This window comes from Azospirillum cavernae, from assembly GCF_003590795.1.
In the GTDB taxonomy this organism is placed as follows: Bacteria; Pseudomonadota; Alphaproteobacteria; order Azospirillales; family Azospirillaceae; genus Azospirillum; species Azospirillum cavernae.
Window position 1 is genome coordinate 24008 of the sequence record NZ_QYUL01000002.1, and the last position, 20540, is coordinate 44547.

The 20540-nt window shown below is 65.8% G+C and carries 15 protein-coding genes and 1 riboswitch; of the genes, 2 read left to right on the forward strand and 13 right to left on the reverse strand.

Features of this window, described 5'->3' with window-relative positions:
• Positions 1-6: 6 nt before the first annotated feature.
• The 10 genes from D3877_RS11545 to D3877_RS11590 all read right to left on the reverse strand — a co-directional run bounded on the left by D3877_RS11545 (position 7) and on the right by D3877_RS11590 (position 12632).
• Complete coding sequence (locus tag D3877_RS11545; protein WP_147395167.1) at positions 7-507, reverse strand: Hcp family type VI secretion system effector; 501 nt, start codon at positions 505-507, stop codon at positions 7-9.
• 112 nt (positions 508-619) lie between these two features.
• The gene (gene tssC, locus D3877_RS11550; RefSeq protein ID WP_119830961.1) at positions 620-2110 is read right to left on the reverse strand and encodes a type VI secretion system contractile sheath large subunit; all 1491 of its coding nucleotides are present in this window, start codon (positions 2108-2110) and stop codon (positions 620-622) included.
• An 88-nt stretch (positions 2111-2198) separates the two neighbouring features.
• Positions 2199-2759, reverse strand: coding sequence for a type VI secretion system contractile sheath small subunit (tssB, locus tag D3877_RS11555; protein WP_119830962.1), 561 nt, complete (start codon positions 2757-2759; stop codon positions 2199-2201).
• Positions 2760-2887: 128 nt separating this feature from the next.
• Positions 2888-4066, reverse strand: coding sequence for a type VI secretion system protein TssA (gene tssA / locus D3877_RS11560; protein WP_119830963.1), 1179 nt, complete (start codon positions 4064-4066; stop codon positions 2888-2890).
• Positions 4063-8319, reverse strand: coding sequence for a type VI secretion protein IcmF/TssM N-terminal domain-containing protein (locus D3877_RS11565; protein ID WP_119830964.1), 4257 nt, complete (start codon positions 8317-8319; stop codon positions 4063-4065). The genes tssA and D3877_RS11565 overlap by 4 nt, the downstream gene beginning before the upstream one ends.
• 3 nt (positions 8320-8322) lie before the next feature.
• The gene (locus D3877_RS11570) at positions 8323-9159 is read right to left on the reverse strand and encodes a DotU family type IV/VI secretion system protein (protein ID WP_119830965.1); all 837 of its coding nucleotides are present in this window, start codon (positions 9157-9159) and stop codon (positions 8323-8325) included.
• 23 nt (positions 9160-9182) lie between these two features.
• Positions 9183-10544, reverse strand: coding sequence for a type VI secretion system baseplate subunit TssK (tssK, locus tag D3877_RS11575; protein WP_119830966.1), 1362 nt, complete (start codon positions 10542-10544; stop codon positions 9183-9185).
• Between the two features lie 74 nt (positions 10545-10618).
• Positions 10619-11122, reverse strand: a complete 504-nt coding sequence (locus D3877_RS11580) for a hypothetical protein (protein WP_147395168.1) — start codon at positions 11120-11122, stop codon at positions 10619-10621.
• Between the two features lie 200 nt (positions 11123-11322).
• Entirely contained in the window at positions 11323-11871 is a 549-nt protein-coding gene (locus D3877_RS11585; RefSeq protein ID WP_119830968.1) for a helix-turn-helix domain-containing protein, read from the reverse strand.
• Positions 11872-11954: 83 nt separating this feature from the next.
• Positions 11955-12632: a TetR/AcrR family transcriptional regulator gene (locus D3877_RS11590; RefSeq protein ID WP_238474861.1), complete on the reverse strand. Its 678-nt coding sequence runs from the start codon at positions 12630-12632 to the stop codon at positions 11955-11957.
• A 95-nt stretch (positions 12633-12727) separates the two neighbouring features.
• Here D3877_RS11590 and D3877_RS11595 point away from each other — a divergent pair, with 95 nt between their 5' ends.
• Both D3877_RS11595 and D3877_RS11600 read left to right on the forward strand, forming a co-directional pair.
• Positions 12728-13843, forward strand: a complete 1116-nt coding sequence (locus tag D3877_RS11595; RefSeq protein WP_238474862.1) for an efflux RND transporter periplasmic adaptor subunit — start codon at positions 12728-12730, stop codon at positions 13841-13843.
• Entirely contained in the window at positions 13840-16965 is a 3126-nt protein-coding gene (locus D3877_RS11600; RefSeq protein ID WP_119830971.1) for an efflux RND transporter permease subunit, read from the forward strand. The genes D3877_RS11595 and D3877_RS11600 overlap by 4 nt, the downstream gene beginning before the upstream one ends.
• An 86-nt stretch (positions 16966-17051) precedes the next feature.
• On the opposite strand, the gene D3877_RS11605 is transcribed toward D3877_RS11600, so the two are convergent.
• The 3 genes from D3877_RS11605 to D3877_RS11615 form a co-directional block, all read right to left on the reverse strand.
• Positions 17052-17588, reverse strand: a complete 537-nt coding sequence (locus D3877_RS11605) for a manganese efflux pump MntP (RefSeq protein WP_119832402.1) — start codon at positions 17586-17588, stop codon at positions 17052-17054.
• Positions 17589-17714: 126 nt separating this feature from the next.
• A riboswitch (yybP-ykoY riboswitch) is annotated at positions 17715-17836 on the reverse strand.
• 43 nt (positions 17837-17879) lie between these two features.
• A complete protein-coding gene (gene guaD, locus D3877_RS11610) occupies positions 17880-19235 on the reverse strand; it encodes a guanine deaminase (protein ID WP_119830972.1) in 1356 nt (451 codons plus the stop codon).
• Between the two features lie 19 nt (positions 19236-19254).
• Complete coding sequence (locus D3877_RS11615) at positions 19255-20442, reverse strand: urate hydroxylase PuuD (RefSeq protein WP_119830973.1); 1188 nt, start codon at positions 20440-20442, stop codon at positions 19255-19257.
• Between the last annotated feature and the right edge of the window lie 98 nt (positions 20443-20540).

The window sequence follows — 20540 nt, forward strand, 5'->3', positions numbered from 1 at the left end:
CGACCGTTACGAAACGACTTGCGCGCCGAGATCGTGCTTGACCGGCTGGTTGCCGCCCGCCGTGCCATCCGCCGTCTTCTGTTGGATGTAGGTGTATTGCACCGAATTGTAGCTGAGCGTGATGGTTTCCGCCGGAATGTCGCCGGTGCCGCCGCCAATCGAGAGGTTGGAGACGACGACGCCGGTCATCACCACCTCAAGATACTTGATGGCCTTGTTGTCGCCATCGGAGCGATAGGCGGTGAAGGTGGCGGTGCCGATCTGCTTGCCGCTCCAGCACATCTTCAGCAAATCGTCGGTCGCCGCGTCGATGTATTTGGTGAAGGAGAAATCAGAGTGGTTGGCCTGCTCGACCGTGCCCGAACCGGCGGAGCTGCGGGTCGGCGAGGTCGGCTGGTTGAAAGAGTGGCTCCAGGACAGAACCTGAATGGATCCGATGTTGCTGCTGTCGAGGCTTTCACCCGTGATGTCCGGGGTCTTGAAAGCGATGAACATATTGCTGGCCACGATGATCTCCCTCGTGTTGGCGAATCTGGGTGCTGGCGCGTGGACGCGCGATGCGGATGCCGCCCCCGCGCCCCAGCGTCAGACGCCAGAGCGCGGGAGTGTCGGAAACGCCTTACCGAGGTGACGGCGGCGGCAGTTCGGCAACCAGACGGATGGACGCGGTCAGCTCTTCCAATTGGAAATGCGGGCGCAAGAAGACCGTGGCGTTGTAACATCCGGGCTTGCCCGGAATGTCCGTCACGTCAACGCGCGCGTCGCGCAGCGGGTATTGCGCCTTCAACGCCTGCCCGGCGTCGTCCTTGCCCAGCACATAATCCATGAGCCACGTGTTCAGATAGCTCTGAACATTCTCCTTGGTCATGAAGCTGCCGATCTTGTCGCGCATGATGACTTTGATGTAGTGGGCAAAGCGCGACGCGTTCAGGATGTAGGGCAGCATCGACGACAGGCGGCTGTTGGCGTTGGCCGCCGCCGTGTTGTACAGCTTGGGCTTGTTGGTGGTCTGGCCGCCGAAGAAGGCGGCGTAGTCCGTGCCCTTGCAATGGACCAGCGCGACGAAGCCGAGATCGTTCAGCTCCTTCTCGCGGCGGTCGGTGATGGCGATTTCGGTCGGGCATTTCAGGGCGATGTCGCCCTCGTCGGTGTGGAAGGTGTGGGTCGGCAGACCTTCAACCTTGCCGCCGCCCTCAACGCCACGAATCGCCGCCGTCCAACCATGCTGGGAGAAGGCGTTGGTGATGCGCGCGCCAAGCATCCAGGCGGGGTTGCCCCACAGATACTTGCCATGCTCGCGCCCGTCGGTGTCCTCGACGAAGTTGATCCCCTCGACCGGCACGGTGTCCGGGCCATAGGGCAGACGCATCAGCACATGCGGCAGGCAGAGCGTGACGTAGCGCGAATCCTCGCTGGCGCGGAAAGAACGCCATTTGATGAGTTCGGCGCTCTCGAAAATCTTCGACAGATCGCGCGGAACGCCCAGTTCGGTGAAGCTGCCCATGTCGAACAACATCGGGTTGGCCGACGCGATGAAGGGCGCGTGCGCCGCCGCCGCGACGTTGGAGACCTTTTCCAACAGCGCCATGTCCTGCGGGTGGCGGCCGAACTCGTAATCGCCGATCAGCACGCTGTAGGGATAGCCGCCGAAGGTGCCGTATTCTTCCTCATAGACCTTCTTGAACAGCGCGCTCTGGTCGAACTCGACGGCCTTTTCCAGGTCCTTCAGCAATTCGCCCTTGGTGATGTTCATCAGGCGCAGCTTCAGCATGCTGCCCGTCTCGGTGTTGAACACCAGATAGGCCAGGCCGCGCCACGAGGCTTCCAGCTTCTGCAAATCGGGGTGGTGCAGAATGTCGTTCAACTGGAGCGAGATCAGATCGTCGATCTCGGCGATGCGGTCGGAAATGGCGGCGACGACGTCGCCCCGCACCGTGCCGCCGGTCTCTTCCAGCACCGAATTGACGAACTCGTCCACCAGGTCGCGGGCGTAGCCGCGCTGCGTCTCGTCGCGGGCCAGCTTGCCCTCGACCAGGATGCGGTCAAGGATTGACAGGGTTTGCGTTTGCACCGCCGCGCCGCCGCCTGCGGTTTCGGTCTCGTCAGCCATGGAATCCTCTCCTCACGCGGATGCCGTCGGGTTGTGTCCACGACGGCGTCTCATGATTGTCTCGATGGGCCTGTCAGGGGTCAGCGGATCACTCAGCCGCCGGATCCGCCGGAGGTTCCGCCGCAGCGGGGGCCGCTGGCGACGCCTTGGTCGGGCCGGCAAGCTGCGTCTTCAGCGCGGCCAGCTCTTCCGTGCTGGCCATCACCGACTTCAGCAGCGCGTCGAGATCGTCGTTGCCGTCCAGCTTGGTCAACAGATCGCGCAGACGCGAACGCGCCTCGAACAGCCGCTTCAGCGCGGGGACCTGCTTGATGACCTCGACCGGGCCGAAATCATCGAGATGCTTGAATCGCAGCTCGACGTTCAGGGAATCGGCGCTGCCCGGTTGCAGACGGTTCGGAACGCGGAAGGCGACGCGCGGGTTGATCGAGGACAACACGTCCTGGAAATTGTCGCGGTCAACCTCGACGAATTTGCGGTCCTTGACGGGCGGCAGAGCCTCCGCCGGTTTGCCCGACAGGTCGGACATGATTCCGACGATGTAGGGAAGCTCCTTCTTCTCGATGGCGTCGCCGATTTCCACATCATAGGTGATCTGGACGCGCGGCGGACGGACTCGGCTGAGTTTGTGCTGAGTGCTCTCGGCCATAGGGTTGACCTCTGCCAAATGTTGCGACGCACGCCCAACGAGACTATCAGGCGCGATAACGAGAGAATTTATCTAAGATTATAAGCAGTTACTCGCCGTTACAAGAATAATTCCGGTGACGGACCAATTCATTTTCCTGACTTTCCTCCGTTCTGTTGCGACATCTCGGTGAAATTGAAACCAAGAAAGTCGAAAACAGCCGACAAATCGTTTCGTCCACGGCTGACCTCCAACAAAACTTCATGCAGCGGCATGTTCGCCCAGCCCAACGCGCGGTGAATCAAATAGGGCGTCGGGCTGTGAGGTTCGCTGCGCAAGAGAAAATCAGCGGCCTCGGCCAGCCAGAAATAAGCCTCTTCGCGCGTCTGGATCGGCCCGGCGCCATAGACCGGCTCATCCTGGGGCGCCGAATCCGGGGCAAGGTCGGGGTCCATGCCATCCGCCGCCGCCGACTCGACCGGCGTCGCTTGGGTCATTTCCGGTTCCTCTCCCTTGGCGCGCAGCATGGTGTCGACCCACCCCTGCAAAGCGACGCAGCCCTCGCGCAGACCGACGAGTCCCGGCGCCTGCCGTCCACAATGATCGTCCAGCACGGTGGACAGTGCGTCGATGGCGACCAGCGCCTCCGCCAGACGATCATGCTGGGCGTGGTGAAAGGTCACGGCGGTGGCCTGCGCGCTGGCCTCAATCTCGGCCAGAGTCGGTCCGCCGCTTCTGGCCAGCGCCGCCACCACGCCACGCGGATCGCGCACGGCGGCGAGTTGATGGCGCTGGGCGTTCTCGTAATCGGCGAAGGAATAGCCGATTGGCGGCTGTCCGCCGGACCGGGTGAGCGGCAGGGTTTGCAGCCAGGTCGGCAGCTTGTCGTTCAGCCATTCGAGCGGGGCGACTCGCGCGCCGACGTCGCCCTCGCCTTCGGCCTCGTCGATTTCCGGGTGCAGCCCCTCGTCCCAAAAGGCGTCGCACAGATCGGCGAGCAGACGGATCGACGGCCCCAAGGCCGAAAAGCCATGACGATGGACCAGCGCCTCAGTCAACCAGCAGGCGATCTGAATGTCTTTGGACCGCTGGTCGAGAACCTCGCGGCACAGGCGGATCGCCAGATCCCAATCGGCCCGCTTGGCCGTCGTCTGCCAGACGCCAACGGGAAGCGACGGATCGTCCTGACGGCGCGCTTCGCGAATCGCGTCATAGACCGGGTCGTAACGCAGCGACGGGCCGACCGGGGAGTCGCCCGGCAACGGGGACAACGCCGCCGTGAAATCAAACGGGCCACCCGCAACCGGGGACAACGTGTCGGCGCTCATCGGTTGACCCTCCGCAACGCGGGTTTGCGCGGCACCAGACGCATGGCCTTGGTCCCGTCATAGATCTCTTCGTCGTAAGCGTCCGCCGGTTCCAGCGCGACCCGTGGCCCGACGGCATCCAGACGCGGCGCGGCGTAGGGGAAGACCGGCAACACCCGCGTCGTCTTGCTTTTGCCATCAGGATTGGGCGTGCTCAGCGTCAGGCGCAGAAAGACGCTGGTCCGTCCCCCCGCCAGCGGTTTGGTCGCCGCCGTGTTGGCCCCCGCCCCAGCGCCGGGCGTTTGCTCTGGCGCCGCTACGGTTGTGGTGTCGGCGGAAAACTTCAGCGTGTGCGGCTGTGGATCAGCCAGCTTGGGCAGATCGGCGGGCGGCGGGCGATGAGCCTGCAACAGACGCAGCAGGGACCAACGGTTGGCGAAGGCGAAACTGATCGCCCGGTCGGAGTCCACGGTCCCGTCCGGCCCAAGGATCGACAAGGGAACGACCGGCGCGTCCTTGGCCCAACGCAGCGTCACCGTCACCGGCAAGCCGGGGGTCCAACGGGCGGATTTCACCTCGCCGCCGCGCGTCAGCCGCTGATCGCCGACCGACACCGCCCAATCAATGATCTGATTGCCGCCGGTTTCGTGCGGGCGATTGACCCGGAACTCAGCGGCGACGTCGTATCCAGCGGGAGTTGCCGACGTCGCCCCGAGGAAGGGGGAGAGGAACTCGCGCACCGCCGCCATGCGGTTGAGGAACTCCAGAGCTTGCGCCCCGGCGCTTCCCGGCGTCGGGTTGCCCAGCCCCCGGCGGATTCCCGGCTCGGCGGCGGTCATCCGTTCCAGGAAGGCGGTCAGCGCGTCGAGATCGGCCTCCGGCGTGTCAGCCCCCTGGTAATCGGCGAACGGGTAGCGCCCGCCCAACAGGCTGTTGAAATCGGCGGACAACCGGGCGTAATCGGTGGAGGTGCTGCGCGCCGCCACCCGCTGGCATTGGGTCAAGGCCATCCGCCGCAGCGTGTCGCGCCGTTGCAGGAAGAAATCGGCGCCGCCGCCAAAGCTGCCGCCCGACGTTCCGCCAGCCAATTGCACAAAGCAATTGTCGGGTTTGACCGTCTCCCCCAGATCAAAGCGGATGTAGCGCTCCAGAATGGCAAGCGAACTGCCTGGATTGCCCACCTTGTAGCGCTGCTGTTCGATCAGGATGCGCTGCCATTTGGTCACGCGCGCATCGCTGCGCAGGGTGGTCGGCAACTGTTCGCGCAAGGCGAAATTGATGAGCGGAGTGGCTATTTCCGTCCCCAGCCAATCAAAACGCCCCCGCGTGTTGTCGAGATATTGCGCGACCTCGACATCGCTCAACGCCTGCCAGCCTTCGGCGTTCATCGGCAGCGTGCCGTCCCAGTCACGGAACTCGTTCAGCGGCAGATAGGGCGCGCCTTCTTCCGCGATGCGGTCGGCCTGCTCCAGCATCCCCAACACATGCTGGCTGAGGATGGTGGAGACGCTGGAATAGCCCTGCTCGAAACCGCGTCGGCTGAAGGCGGCCAGCAGGTCGCCCATTGGGCGGGCGGCGCGGGCGAACTGCCGCACCTCGCGCAACAGACCTGTCTCGTCGGAGGTCAAACGGAAATCCTGGCCGCGCCGCTCCACCACCTCGGACTCGGCGACGGCGGTCAGCATCGTCGCTTGCAGCCGCTGCGCCACCAACGCCTGCAACATCGGGCGCAGCGTTTCCGGGATGCGGCTCATCGGCCCGGCTTCCATCACCTCGAAGGCGCGGTACTGACGCACGGCCTTTTCCAACGGTTCCGGCATCCACAAAATGCTGCCGCCCCGCATCCCCAGAACTTCGGGCTGACGAATCGGCAGATCGGCCATGAAGTCGTAGCGCAGGATCTCCGGCAAGGCCGCCGCCAGTCCGGACAAGGCCGGAGACAACCGCAACAACCCGTCGGCGCTTTCATCCTCCACCATCAGCGGCCCCATCACTGGGGTGCGGATCGACAGCAGCGCCTTGCGCAGATCGTCCACGTCGTCGATGGCGATGCTCAGCACCTTGTCCGCCGCCGCGTCGCCCAGAAACAGGTTGCTGCGGATGCGCGGCAGCACCCGCTGCCACAAGGGATCTTTGTCGGGATGGCGCACAAAGAGCCAGCGCAAGGCCGGATCGGCCAGAGTGGCCTGCACATCCTGAAAGGCGACGCTGAGATCCTGAAGCGCCGCTCCCGCCCCGTCGGCGGCGGCGAAGCGGGCCAACTCGACCCGCTCCAGCGCGCTGGCCAACGTGCTCATTGGTCGAACCATCGGACCGTTGTGGTTGGTCAGCGTGTCGGCGTCGTTGGTCAGCCGGGTCAGCGTCGCCAACGAAGGGGCCAGATTCTGTTCGGTGTCGATCGGGCGCACGACCACGCCGTTCATCACGTCCGCGTAAAGCTGTTCATCGCTGCGCAACGTCGCGCCCAAATCAATCGCCAGCAACGATGAAACCAGCGCCGCAAAATCCTGAACCGGCAGTTTCTTGGTGTTGCGATAGAGGGTGACGTCGTTGGCGATCCGGTCCAACTCGTCCAGATAGTTGCGGACCCGCTGGAACGCCGCCAGATCGCCCGTGCCCGGCGGCAACGGCCCGGCGTAACGCTCCTGCACGCCCTTCCAGCGATTGATAAGCTCCAACCGCATGGGGTCGAGCACGACCAGCCGGAAGCCCTGGACAAGCTCCCCCTTCACCGCGTCGGCCAGCCCGCTGTACCAGGAGCTGGGCATGAAGGGAACCAGCAGCTCGCGCCCGCTCACCGTCTTGAAGGCTCCGAGAATCTGCGGCGCCACGTCGCGCAGCTTGCGGTAGGCGTTGAGCGTGTCGCCCGTTCCGCGCGCCTGATTCATCATGCGGTCGGCGTTTTCGATCACCGTCAGGGGCTGCGCCAGATCCTGCTGCGCCACATCGACCATGCGGGCTGAAAAACGCAGCCCCAGCGCCAGAAACACAGCCAAGGCGACCGTGGCGATCTGCATGTTGCGCACGGCCCGGCTGCGCACAACCAGACTGCGCCGCGCCGGTTGAACAATCCGCCCTTCGCGGAAAATCTTATCGCTGAACAGGCTGGTGACGAACATCGGCTGCACCGTCGGCGGGACCGACGAGGTGTCGTCAATCAGCGGCCCCGGTCCCGCCATCGCCAACGGAACGGGCAAGGCGCTGCGCGTCCGCGCCGTGGCTCCGCTCAACCCGCCCCCATCGCCGGTGAAATAGAGGCCCCGGAAGAAATGCGGATCCTGGAAGGCGTCGGCGCGGAACAGGGCGTCGGCCAACCGGGTCAACGGCAAGGCCAGCTTCTGAAATTCGGCGGGGAACAGGAACGCCATGTCGCTGATGCTGCCGCTCGACACCGCCGTGCCGATCAGGGTGCGGTGCAGTTCCCGCCCGATCACCTCGAACGCCTCGCCAACCAACTGCGGGCTGTGGCCGGTTTCCAGAGTCTGGTCGTTCGACCAGCCAAACATCTCGGCCCCACGCTCCGCCGCCAGCGGTTGCCAGAAGCTGCCAAACCCCAGCATCGCATCGCATTTGGTGACGACCAGATAGACCGGCAGGCGCAAACCCAACTGCTGTTGCAGCTCGCGCATCCGGCCACGCAGCTTTTTCGCCTTGGCGAACAGCGCGGTGGTGTCCAGCCGATCCGGGCCGATCAGATCGGTGCAGGGAATGGTCAGAACCACGGCGTCAAGGCCGCGTTCAGGCCGGTTGCGGAGCAACAGCGCCAGAAACTTGCGCCAAGCCGCCTCCGCCGCGCCGCCCTTCGCCCCCTCGTCGCCCCACAAGACGCAGCCCGCCGGGTCCAGCACGATCCCGCGCTCAAACACATGCCAGCCACAGCCCTGCGCGGCCAATTCGGGGTCGGTGTCCAGATCAAAGGGCCGACTGAGGCCGATGGCGGACGCGAGAGTCGTCTTGCCCGCGCCATGATCGCCCAGCAACAGCACCCAGGGCGCTTCATAGCGCCAGCCCGATCCCGGAACCGCCGCCTTCAGGCCGCGCATCGCCGCCGCAAAGCTGGCGCTCAACGCGCGGGTGTCCATCAGACGAAGCCGCCGCCAGCCCTTGGGCGCGTCAACGCTCTCGCTCTGTTGCGCGGCGTCCTCGGCCATCCGCTCCGACCGGCGGAAAAGCCAGACCACCAGGGACAGCACCGAGACCGCCAGAGTCACCAAAATGACGCTGAACAACAGCGGATAGGCCAGAAGAAAGGGCAGATCGACAGCGGGCCGCATCACTCAGCCCCCCGGCACGTCACGGCCCGTCTGCTCGATGCGCAGAAGGGCGTCGTTGAGATCGGCGGTCATCGAGATCCACAGAGCGTGGCTGCTGACCAGGAACAGAAGAAAGACAACGCCCATCACCATATACCAGGGACGCAGATGCGGCAGGCGCACCGCCCGCCCCCGTTCGATGACGTTGCTGTATGCCTGCTCGAACAGATGGCCGTCTTCGCGGGCGATGCTGGGATCCTCGCGCGCGATGATGCGGGACAGCGCGGTGCGGTAGCTGGCCAGTTGGACATCATCCTCCGCCCGCCAACAGCGCCCGCGAAAGCCCAGCGCCAGCGCCACCAGATAGATGGTGGCCAGATCGGAGGAGGCGCGCGGCCCGTCGGCCAGCAAGGCGTCCAACCGCTCAAACACCCGTTCCCCGGCGACCCGCGTGCCGAACAGAGCGGTTTCCAGCAGACGATCCTGCCAGATCATCCGCCCGTCCCAATTGACCCGCAGCAGCATGGTTTCGTCAGCCAACGCCGCCATGACATATTGCGCCTCGTGGTACAGCGCCTCGCCAAAGGCGCCGCCCCAATGACGGGCGCGCACGGCCTGCGCCTCCAGCATCATGCGCAGGCGCTGATGGACCATACCGGCCAGATCAACCGGACTCAGCCCCTCCCCAGCCCCCAGACGGCCAGCGGACAGCGCGTATTTCAACCGCAGAAGCTCAGCAAAAAAATCACCGAATTGCGCCAGCAACGAGTCGCCGCCGCGATTGCCCATCAGCAACGACGCGATGGCCGTTCCCGGCTCCTGGCCATCAATGTCGTCGCGGCCTTGCGTCGGCGTGCCCACGGCGGCTCTCCCCTTCCGTTCGGTCAGGTCGCGCCGCCCGCCGGGCGGCTGCCCGGCGGCGCGACAAACAAAGCGATTTCCGCTGGTCGCCGCACACCCTGGCGTTCGCCGGGGTTGGCGATTTCCAGAACCTGCCCCGGCTCGATGAAGGACGGATCGGCGGTGATGCGGAACAGCAGGACGCCGCGTTCGGGCGTCACCTCCAGCCGGTCGTCGCGCTCCACCCGTCCGCGCATGGCTCCGCGCAAGCGGCGCTCCCGCAGAACGCCCATGATTCCCGCCGACGCGATCAGACTGTCGCTCATCCAGGATTCAGCCTCCGCCTCGGTCTGGCCGGGGGCCAGCCGCAGGCCGACCAACAGCCCCGTCGCGCCCTCCAGCCACGCCGTTTCGATCTTCAGCCGGAAACCGGCCTCGTCGGCGGCGAAGCGGATGGTGGCGTAGCTTTCGCTGACCGTGTCGATCATCCGTTCAATGAAATCAATGATCGGGCGCAGCGACCCCAGCGGGTCGGCGTGATCGTAACGGTCGAACAGCGGCGGCAGCAGCCCCGGCCCCAGGGTCGAGACATGCCCGGCCACCGCGCAGAGCGCCCCATGCAACGCGAAGGGATGAAGCGGCCCCGCGCCCAACAGCGCTTCCAGCGGCGGCAATCCGGCGACCATGCATTGCACGGCGTGGCGGGCGTCGGCCAGCATCGACGGCTGCATCGCGCCGCCGGGCGCCCGCAAGCGCCCAGCCAGAAAAGAGGCCTTTTCGCGCAGCCGCTTGGCCAACGACCGCCCGGCGTCGGTCAGCGCCGAATCGCTGGCCGCCGCGAAACAGGGCGGTTGGTAGTCCGTCAGTTGAAAGGCTTCGTTCTGATAGGCGACTCGGGCGATGGGCAGAGCCGTGTATTTCTGCGGAACCTCGTCACCGATCAACAGCGACAGCCGGGGCCGCAGGCGGGGCATCGCCTGTTCGTTGTCGCCGGTGTTCTCATCGACCACCGGCGCGCCATCGACCGACCGGAAGCGCGCCAACTCGCCCCCCGCCGCCGCGCCGGGCTTGTAGACCGGGGCGACCAAGTGAATGGTGGCCGGGGCCTCCTTCAACTGATCGGCGTGGCCAACCAAACTGATTTGCAGATCGCCCGCTCCGTCGCTGGGGTGCGAGACCACCAACCCGTCGGGCAGCACCGCCTCCAGCGCCAGCACGCGGAACACCCCGACCACCAGCATCGCCGGGTCCACCTTCAGGCGGCCCACGCCGTAATGGAACGGCGACAGCCGCGCCATGTGGTAGTGCAGCACGGCGTCCTGACGCAGCCAGGATTGTTGGAAATGCTGCGGCGTCAGCAGCATGCCCTCGTACCACTGGATCGGATCGGGGGGTGGTTGGCTCATGCCGTCTCGGTTGTTTTGATGCGTATTTTAGGGAATATCACAGGGCGGGGACGGGCGGTTTGAAAAAGCCGCGCTCAAGAGGGCGGGGGCGCGGTCACGGCGAAATCCTTTTCCCCCAACCGCAGCAAAACGGCGGGCAACCCATCAATCCGGGCGCGGTGCGGCCCCGGCGTGTCATAGTTGGCGAACAGGAACGCGCCGACGGCGTCGCCGCCGCGCCCCGTTACGGAAAAGCGCGGCCCGCGTTGCCCCGGCATGACCTCGAAGGAATGAACCTCGATCCCCGTCGGGTTGGCGAGTTTCAACTGGTCGCGGTTGCGGAACCACGCGGTCGAGGCCAGATCGGTGAAGGAGGTCAACAGCGGCGTCTCATAAACCAGCACCAGATCGACGGCGACGGCGTTGTCGGCGTTGGCGTTGGGCGCGACCTCAAAGGTGATCGTCTCGGTCTTGATCCGAGGCTCCGACGTCGAGCATCCGGCGATCAGCAGCGAGGCGACAAGAGCGGCCCCCAGCCCCAAAGCCAGGACCGAACCGCCACAGCGCCGGGCCGTTTGTCGGATTGCGGCGTGGACCACCAAACACCCCTCCCCACCCAAATTTTGGGCCATCGTTGAACCGACGGCCACAGAGCAACGCCCATCCGGGAAACCAAAGCTAGGGAAGAAACAGCGCGGTGTCCACCGCCACCAACAATTTTTAGCCTGGAGAATTTCGCCCTGGGGTTTATCCCGATTCGCCGCTCCCGCGTCCAGCCGCCACCACAAGGCGCAATGACTCATCCGCGAGAAAACTTGCGCAACAAGGACTTGAGGGAATCCAGCAACCGCTCGCCCAATTTCTTGTGCTGCTCCTCGATGTTGGCGACCAGACGCAACTCAAGGTCGTTCATCGCCTGTTTGCGCGAAGCCTCGGCGCTGACAAGCTGGTCCACCCGATGCAGCAGCAAACGGTTCTGGGCGACGAGGTGCTCCAGCAACGGCGGCGACTCGACCGGGACAGGAACGCTGGGCAAGGGGGGCTGTGACGGGGTGGCGCGGCGCGGCGCGGCCTCCCCCGACTCCAGAACGACGCTCAAGCGGATGGGCAAAGGGGTCAAGGGCGTCGCCGCCGCTTCCGGCCCATCGAGCCAGCGCGACACTACGGAGTAGCTGATGTTCAATTCATCGGAAATACGGCGGTAACTCCAGCCCTGCTGGCGCAGCCGCTGCACCAGGGCGCGGCGCTCCTCCTCCTTCAGACGGCGTCCAGCGCTGGGCGGCAGCCGTTCGCTGGCGTCGGGCATCCCGGCAACGACCCGCATGTAACCGCCGTCGCCCCGTTGCATTCCCGCCCCCTCCGTCGCCGCTTGTCTTCGGTCCGCCGCGTTGGCGGGCGGAACGCGGCGTCATGCTTCAACCGGCTGACAGTCTAGCGTGATTTGCTCATCGGGCAAAAGGACCACTTGCGGGTCTTCTTGCCGATTGGCGGGGCGACGCCCCGAATGAACAGATCGACCGCCTTGGCGACGAAGAGGTTTCGCTCCTCCGCCGACGGCAAGGGAGCCAAACTCACGGCGAGCGCGCAATAGGGGCCGCCCTGCATCGCCACCAGAAACTGCCCCGCCACGAAGGCCGGATCGTCGATGTCGACCAAGCCGCGCTGGGCCAACCGCTCGAACAGGGCGACCAGCGCCGCCGTCGCCCGCTCCGGTCCGGCTTTGAAAAACAGGCGGGCGGCTTCGGGCACCCGCAGCGACTCGCCCATCACCGATTGGTGGACTCGAATGGCCGGCTCCGACCAGATCAGCTCGACAAAGCGCCCACCCACCTGGATCAGAACGTCGCGCAGCGGCAGGCCGTCGAACGATTCCGGCGCGAAGCGCATGCCATGCCGCTCGCACTCGTTGGAGATCGTCGCGGTGTAAAGATCTTCCTTGGAGGGAAAGCGGGTGTAGAGGGTGGTTTTGGACACCCGCGCCCGCTGCGCCACCAAATCCATCGTGGCGGCGGCGTACCCCAACTCCAGAAAAACGTCGCGCGCGGCGTCGAGAATCTGCGTGGTCTTCGGATCGGCGACGATGGGCGTCGGGGCTGCGCTGGACTGCACTGAACTGTACCGTTCACTCTTGACGAGGGGGTGTCTCAGGCGTAGGAGTCTATCAGTACGGTACAGTCCAGTCTAGTCCAGCGGGAGCAGGTGTGATGACCAGTCGGCGCATGCGGATCATCGGGCGCGGAATGACGGCGGCGGTTGGCGCGCTTTTGCTGGCCACAAGCTTGAGCGGTTGCAACGAAAGCCAATCGGCCCCCCAACCGGAAACCCAGGCCCGTCCGGTGCGGGTCGCCACAGTGGCCTTGGAACCGGCGACCGACAGCGTGCGCTACCCCGCCGTGATCCGCCCGCGCGTCGAGGCCGACGTCGGTTTCCGCGTCAGCGGCAAGGTCATCGCCCGGCTGGTCGAGGTGGGATCCCGCGTCGAACCCGGCATGGTTCTGGCCAAGCTCGACCCCACCGATCTTGACTTGCAGATGAAGGCGTCGCAAGCGCAAATGGCCTCGGCCCAGTCCGACGCCGCCAACGCGCGCGACGATTTCGCGCGTTACGCCACGCTGCGCCAGGGCGAATGGACGACCCGGCAGGAGTATGACCGCCGCAAAACCACGCTGGACAAGGCCGAATCCCGCATCCGCGAGGTCGAGGCGCAATTGCGCGTTCTGAACAACGCCTCGCACTACGCCACGCTGGTGGCCGACGCGGTCGGGGTCGTCACCGCGACGCTGGTGGAGCCGGGCCAAGTGGTGTCCCAGGGCCAGACCGCCTTGCGCATCGCCAAGCTGGGCGAAGTGGAGGCCGTCGCCAACATCCCCGAACAGCAGCTCGCCACCCTGCCCAAGCGGATCCTGTCGGTTGAACTCTGGTCGCAGCCGGGCAGCGCCATCGCCGGAAGCCTGCGCGAAATTTCGCCGACCGCCGACGTCAACACCCGCACCTTCCAGGCCAAAATTGCGCTGGCCGACCCGCCCCCCGGCGTTCAGTTGGGCATGACCGCCACCCTGACCGCCAAGCTGGATCGCGGCGACCTGATCGCCCGTCTGCCCATCAGCGCCCTGACCCAACGCGACCAAAAGCCCGCCGTCTGGGTGATCGCCGCGCCCGCCGACACGCTGGAGCTGCGCCCGGTCGCCGTCGCCGCCTACGCCGGGGATTTCGCCATCGTCGCCAGCGGCCTGAAGAACGGCGAGCGCGTCGTGACGGCCGGCGTTCACAAACTCGACGCCGGACAAAAGGTCCGCGCCTGGACGGAGCCGACGCGATGAACCACCACCGGGGCAATCTGTCGGCTTGGGCGCTGGCCCACCGCACGCTCGTGCTGTTCATGATGCTGGCCAGCGTGCTGGCGGGGGCGCTGGCCTACAAGAATCTGGGCCGGGCGGAGGATCCGTCCTTCACCTTCAAGGTGATGATCGTCCAAACCCAATGGCCGGGCGCCACCGCGCGCGAGGTGGAGCAGTTCGTCACCGACCGCATCGAAAAGAAGCTGGAAGAGGTCCCCTATTACGACCTGACGCGCAGCTACTCCAAGCCCGGCGAGTCGGTCATCTTCGTCCAGTTGAAGGACTACACCCCGCCGAAGATGGTGCCCGATCTGTGGTATCAGGTGCGCAAGAAGATCGGCGACATCCGTTACACCCTGCCCGACGGCGTCCAGGGACCGCTCTTCAACGACGAGTTCGGTGACGTCTATTCCGCCATTTACGCCTTCATGGGCGATGATTTCACGCCCGCGCAATTGAAGAAAATCGCCGATCAGGCCCGCGTGCGTCTGCTCAAGCTGCCTGGCGTCGAAAAGGTCGAGGCCATCGCTCCGCAGGAAGAGCGCATCTATGTCGAGATCTCCAGCCAGCGGCTCGCCAGCTTCGGCCTGCCGGTGGATTCGGTGATCCAGGCGCTTCAGCGGGAAAACGCGGTGGCGGCGGCGGGCGACGTGGACACCGGGTCGCAGCGCGTCTTCGTCCGCGTCGATCTGGGCCTCGACACCGCCGAAGCGGTGCGCGCCATCCCGGTGGAGATGAACGGGCGGATGCTGACCATCGGCGACGTCGCCGAGGTCAAGCGCGGCTATGTCGAACCGCGCCGCTACACCCTGCGTTACAAGGGCCACGACGCCATCGGGCTGGGCGTGGTGATGGCCAAGGGCGGCAACGTGCTGCGGCTGGGCGAACAGCTTGACCACGCCATGGAGTCGATCAAGGCCGAACTGCCCGCCGGGTTGGAGGTGACGCAGATCGCCGACCAGCCGCGCGTCGTCGAACATTCGGTCGGCGAGTTCACGGAATCCCTGGCCGAGGCGCTGGGCATCGTCATTCTGGTCAGTCTGGTCAGTTTGGGCTGGCGCACCGGCATCGTCGTCGCGCTGGCCGTGCCGCTGGTGCTGGCGATGACCCTGGTCGCCATGCAGATCCTGCACATCGACTTGCAGCGCATTTCCCTGGGCGCGCTCATCATCGCGCTGGGGCTGCTGGTGGACGACGCCATCATCGCGGTGGAGATGATGGTGGTGAAGATGGAGCAGGGGTGGGACCGGCTGAAGGCCGGGGCCTTCGCCTATGAATCCACCGCCTTTCCCATGCTCAGCGGCACCATCGTGACGGCGGCGGGCTTCGTGCCGGTCGGCTTCGCCGCCTCGGCGGCGGGCGAATACACCAACTCGATCTTTTGGGTGGTCGGGCTGTCGCTGATGCTGTCCTGGATCGTCGCGGTGATCTTCACCCCCTATCTGGGCTGGCTGCTGCTGCCAAAGCCCAAACACGTCATCGCCGAAGGGCATGAGCTGGAAATCTACGACACGCGCGGCTACCGTATTTTGCGGAAAATGATCGGCGCCTGCGTGCGGGCGCGCTGGCTGACCATCGGCGTGACGCTGGCGGCCTTCGCCACCGCGCTGGTCGGCTTCGGCCATGTCCAGCAGCAATTCTTCCCCAGCGCCAGCCGCCCGGAACTGCTGATCGACGTCCGTCTGGCCGAAGGTTCCTCCTTCGAGGCGACCTTGGCGGAGGTGCGCAAGCTGGAAGCCGTGCTGGCCAAGGATCCCGACGTCGATTATTGGGTCGCCTACACCGGCGGCGGCTCCCCCCGCTTCTACCTGCCGCTCGACCAGCAATTGCAGACCGCCAACTTCGCCCAGTTCATGGTGATGACCAAGGGGCTGAAGGAGCGCGAGGTCTTCATGAACCGGCTGGAGCCGACGCTGGAGGCCGATTACCCCGCCGCCCGCGTCCGCATCAGCCGCTTGGAAAACGGCCCCCCCGTCGGCTATCCGGTGCAGTTCCGCGTCACCGGCGACGATCCGGCTGTCATCCGCAAGATCGCCTATCAGGTGCGCGACACCATGCGCGCCCACCCGCACACCGCCAACGTCCATTTGGATTGGGACGAGCTGTCCAAGCGCGTCCGGCTGGAGGTGGACACCGCGAAGGCCCGCGCGCTGGGCGTGACCAAGCAGGATCTGTCCAACGCCCTGCAACTGCTGCTGAACGGCATGACCGTCACCCAGTACCGCGAGGGGACTGAGTTGATCGGCGTCATGCTGCGCACCACGCCGGAGGAGCGGGTCGATCTGTCCCGCCTGGGCGAGTTGAACGTCCGCACCAGCCGCAACACCGCCGTGCCGCTCAGCCAGATCGCCAGCGTGCGTTATGAGCTGGAAGAGCCGGTGCTGTGGCGGCGCTCCCGCGAAACGACGATGACGATCAAGGGCGACGTCACCGGCGGCCTGCAAGCCCCGGTGGTCAGCACCCAGTTGAACGCCGAGTTGAACGCTCTGCGCGCCACCCTGCCCGACGGCTACGCCATCGCCATGGGCGGCGCCATCGAGGAAAGCGCCAAGGGCCAGGATTCGATCAACGCGATGATGCCGCTGATGCTGCTCATCATGGTGACAACCCTGATGCTGCAATTGCAAAGCTTCTCGCGCGTCTTCCTGGTGCTGTTGACCGCGCCGTTGGGGTTGATCGGGGTGACGGCGTCGCTGCTGCTGTTCAACCTGCCCTTCGGCTTCGTCGCCATGCTGGGCGTCATCGCGCTGGCGGGCATCATCATGCGCAACTCGGTCATTCTGGTCGATCAGATCGAGCAGGACATCCGCAGCGGCAAATCCCGGTGGGACAGCATCATCGAGGCGACCGTCCGTCGCTCCCGCCCCATCGTGCTGACCGCCGCCGCCGCCATCCTGGCGATGATCCCACTGACCCAAAGCGTCTTCTGGGGGCCGATGGCCGTCGCCATCATGGGCGGTCTGGCGGGCGCCACCGTGCTGACCATCTTCTTCCTGCCCGCGCTCTACGCCGCGTGGTTCCGCGTGCCGCGCGCCGAACGGGAAACGGCGGAGGAGGAGCAAACCATGGGCGGCGCGGTGCCGAACGGGGCGATGGGGGATTGACCGGAAACCTTGCGTCGAGGCCCTGACGGGCGCTTCCCGTCGGGGCCAGACGCTTCAGGTCCCACTTGCTTCAGGTCCCACTTGCTTCAAATCATGGTGTGGTCGAACAGGATCTTGGCGCCGATGGCGATCAGCGTCAGACCGCCCGCCAGTTCCGCCCAACGGCCCATCCGATTGCCCGCCGCCCGACCGATCAGCACGCCGCCAAAAGCGACGGCGAAGGTGACGGCGCCGATCAGCAAGGAGGTTGTGACCATATCGACATCGACCAGCGCCAGCCCCGCGCCGACCGCCGCCGCGTCGATGCTGGTGGCGACCGCCGTGGTCATCAACGCCAGCCATTCGGCGCGCGCGCTGCGGACGGGCGGGCCGCAATCCTCGGCCTCGTCGTCGCCGCCAAAGGCGTTGCGAATCATCGCCCCGCCCACCGCCAGCAGCAGGGCGAAGGCGATCCAGTGATCGACCGCCTCGACCAGATTGGCGAAGGCGATGCCAACCGACCAGCCGAACAGCGGCATGGCGAATTGGCAGACTCCAAAGGCCACGCCGACCTTCACCGCTTCGGGCAGACCGGGACGGCGCAGGCAGGCCCCGCGCCCAAGGGCGGCGGCGAAGGAATCCATCGACAGGCTGAAGGCGAGCGCTAGGGAGGTGCCAATCACAAGAGAATCCTCGGCCAGTCGAATCGCAGTGGATTCAGACGGACTCCGGCTGGCCTTGCGGAGCGGTCTGAACCACTGGTCTCGCCTGGTCGGCCCCGCAGGGCCACTGTGCGCGCCATGGCGGTTGCGGCGGATGCCGAACCGGCCAAGTCTGTTGACGCGAACCCCTCACCGTTGCCGGAGGGTGGCTACTCCCCAATGACGGGGGAAGTCCTACAGAGAATGGGGGGATTGGTCAACCCTTTTGACCGATCACTCCGCCGTCGGCGCCGCGCGGTCGTAAGCCTTTTCGCCGCGCAGATAGGTGTGGGTGACGGCCCGGTCGTCGCCCAAAATCATCAGGACGAACAGTTCCTCCTCCAGATCGCCGTCGATGGCGTTCATGCGATGTCGCATAGCGGGCGTCGCCCGCGCGTCGAGCACGACCAGATCGGCCCAGCGCCCCGGCTCCAGCGTCCCGATCTCGTCCGCCATGCCCAGCGCCGCCGCGTTGCCGCGCGTCATCAGATCGAAGGCGGCGAGCGCCGACAGATTTTGCCCGCGCATCTGCAAGACCTTGTAGGCCTCCCCCGCCGTGCGCAGCATGGAATAGCTGGTGCCGCCGCCAACGTCGGTGGCCAGAGACTGCCGCACCGGGCGATCCGCCCGCGACAGCGCCGCCCGGTCGAACAGCCCGCTGCCGATGAACAGGTTCGAGGTTGGGCAGAAAACGGCGACCGACCCGCTGTCGGACAAGCGGCGCATCTCCTCCTCCGACAGATGGATGCAATGGCCGAACAGCGAGGTCGGGCCAAGCAAGCCGAAACGATCATACACGTCGGTGTAGTCGCGCGCGGTCGGGAACAGGCGGCGAACCGTGGCGATCTCGTCGAGGTTTTCCGACAGATGGGTTTGCATGTGGACGCCGGGATGCTCGCGCAACAGCGCGCCCGCCGCCTCCAACTGCGCCTCGGTCGAGGTGATGGCGAAGCGCGGCGTCACCGCGTAGCGTTGGCGGCCCCGCCGGTGCCAGCGTTCGATCAGCGCCTTGCTGTCGGCGTAGCCGCTTTCCGCGCTGTCGGTCAGGGCGGCGGGGGCGTGGCGGTCCATCATCACTTTGCCGGCGATCAGACCGGCGCCGCGTCGCTCGGCCTCGGCGAACAGGGCGTCCACCGATTGCGGATGGACTGAGCCGTAGGCCGCCGCCGTGGTCGTGCCGTTGCGCAGCAGCTCGTCCAGAAAGAAACGCGCTCCGGCGGCGGCGTGAGCCGGGTCGGCGTATTTCTGCTCCTCGATGAAGGTGTATTTTTCCAGCCAATCCAGCAGTTGCGCGCCGTAGGAGGCGATGACCTGGGTTTGCGGAAAATGGATGTGGGTGTCGATGAAGCCGGGCAGAATCAGGCCGTCGGGGTGATGATCGACCGCCACCCCCGCCGGGATCTGGTCTTTCAAATCGGCGTAGGTCCCGACGGCTTGGATGCGGCCATCGGCGATCAGCAACAGCCCGTCGGGGATGCAAACATGACTGTCGGCGTCTCCCGGCCCGGTCGGCGCGCGCCGGAAGCTGAGCAAACGCCCGCGCAAAGCGGTGAAACGGGGCGGGGCGGGCGAAAGGTCGGTGGCGTTCACGGCGAAAATCCCAAAGCGATCAGCGGGCGGCGTCGCCCGACCACGCGGCCAGAACGGCGCGCTCGTCGGGGGTGATGCCGGTGACGTTGGCGGGGGGCATGGCGCGGCTCAAACCTGCCTGGACGCGGATTTGCTCGGCGTGGCGGCGGATCGCGGCGGGGGTGTCGAGAACCACCCCGCGCGGCGGCGCGGCGATGCCATCCCACACCGGGGTTTCAGCGTGGCACATGCTGCACCGGGACAGCACAATCTCTTCAACCTGCGCGGTGGTCACGGGCAACGCGCCGACCTTGACCGATTTTTCCGGGCCGAAGCCGCTGAGCCAGACGGCGATCAACATCCCGGCGACGGCGACGCCCCAGGTCCACCAGGGCGATGGTTTCCCCGCGTGCTGGCTGTTGAAGAAATGGCGAATCGCCGCGCCGACCACCAGCACCAGGGCGACGATCACCCAATTGTACCGGGTGGACGTCACCAGCGGGTAATGGTTGGAAATCATCAGGAAGATGACCGGCAGCGTCAGGTAATTGTTGTGCAGCGAGCGCTGCTTGGCCTGTTTGCCCAGCGCCGGATCCGCCGCCTCGCCGCGCAGCAGGGCCGCGACCGTCTTGCGCTGGTTGGGGATGATGAGCATGAAGACGTTCGCCGCCATCATGGTCCCCATCAGCGCGCCCATTTGCAGCATCGCCCCGCGCCCGCTGAACACCCGCGTCATCGCCCAGGCCGTCGCCACCAGCAGAACGAAGCCCGTCGCGGCGAGCGCCACGTCGTTGCGGCCCAACGGCGATTTGCACAGGCCGTCATACCCCTTCCACCCCAGAAGGAGCAGCGCGACGCTGAGGCCCACCGCCTGCCAAGGGGCGAGCGTCACCACGTCCTGGTCGATCAGGAACAGGTCGGCCCCCCGGTAATAGAGCACGACCATCAAAAAGAAGCCGCTCATCCAGGTGGCGTAAGATTCCCATTTGAACCAGGTCAAATCGTCGGGCATGTGCGGCGGCACGACCATGTATTTGGTCATGTGGTAAAAGCCGCCGCCATGGATTTGCCAGGCGTCCCCCGCCGTGCCGGGCGGCGCGCCCTCCCGCCGCTTCAGCGAGGCGTCGAGGTGGATGAAGTAAAAAGACGATCCGATCCAGGCCACGGCGGTGATGACGTGCAGCCACCGCGCCACAGTGTTGATCCACTCCCACAGGATGGGTTCCATCGCGCGCGCTCCCCTTGTCGGATCGGATTGGCGAGTCTTCCTGTCCGCAGAGTACGGGCTTTTCCGCCCCATGGGAAACCGGGCCTGCGTTTCCAACA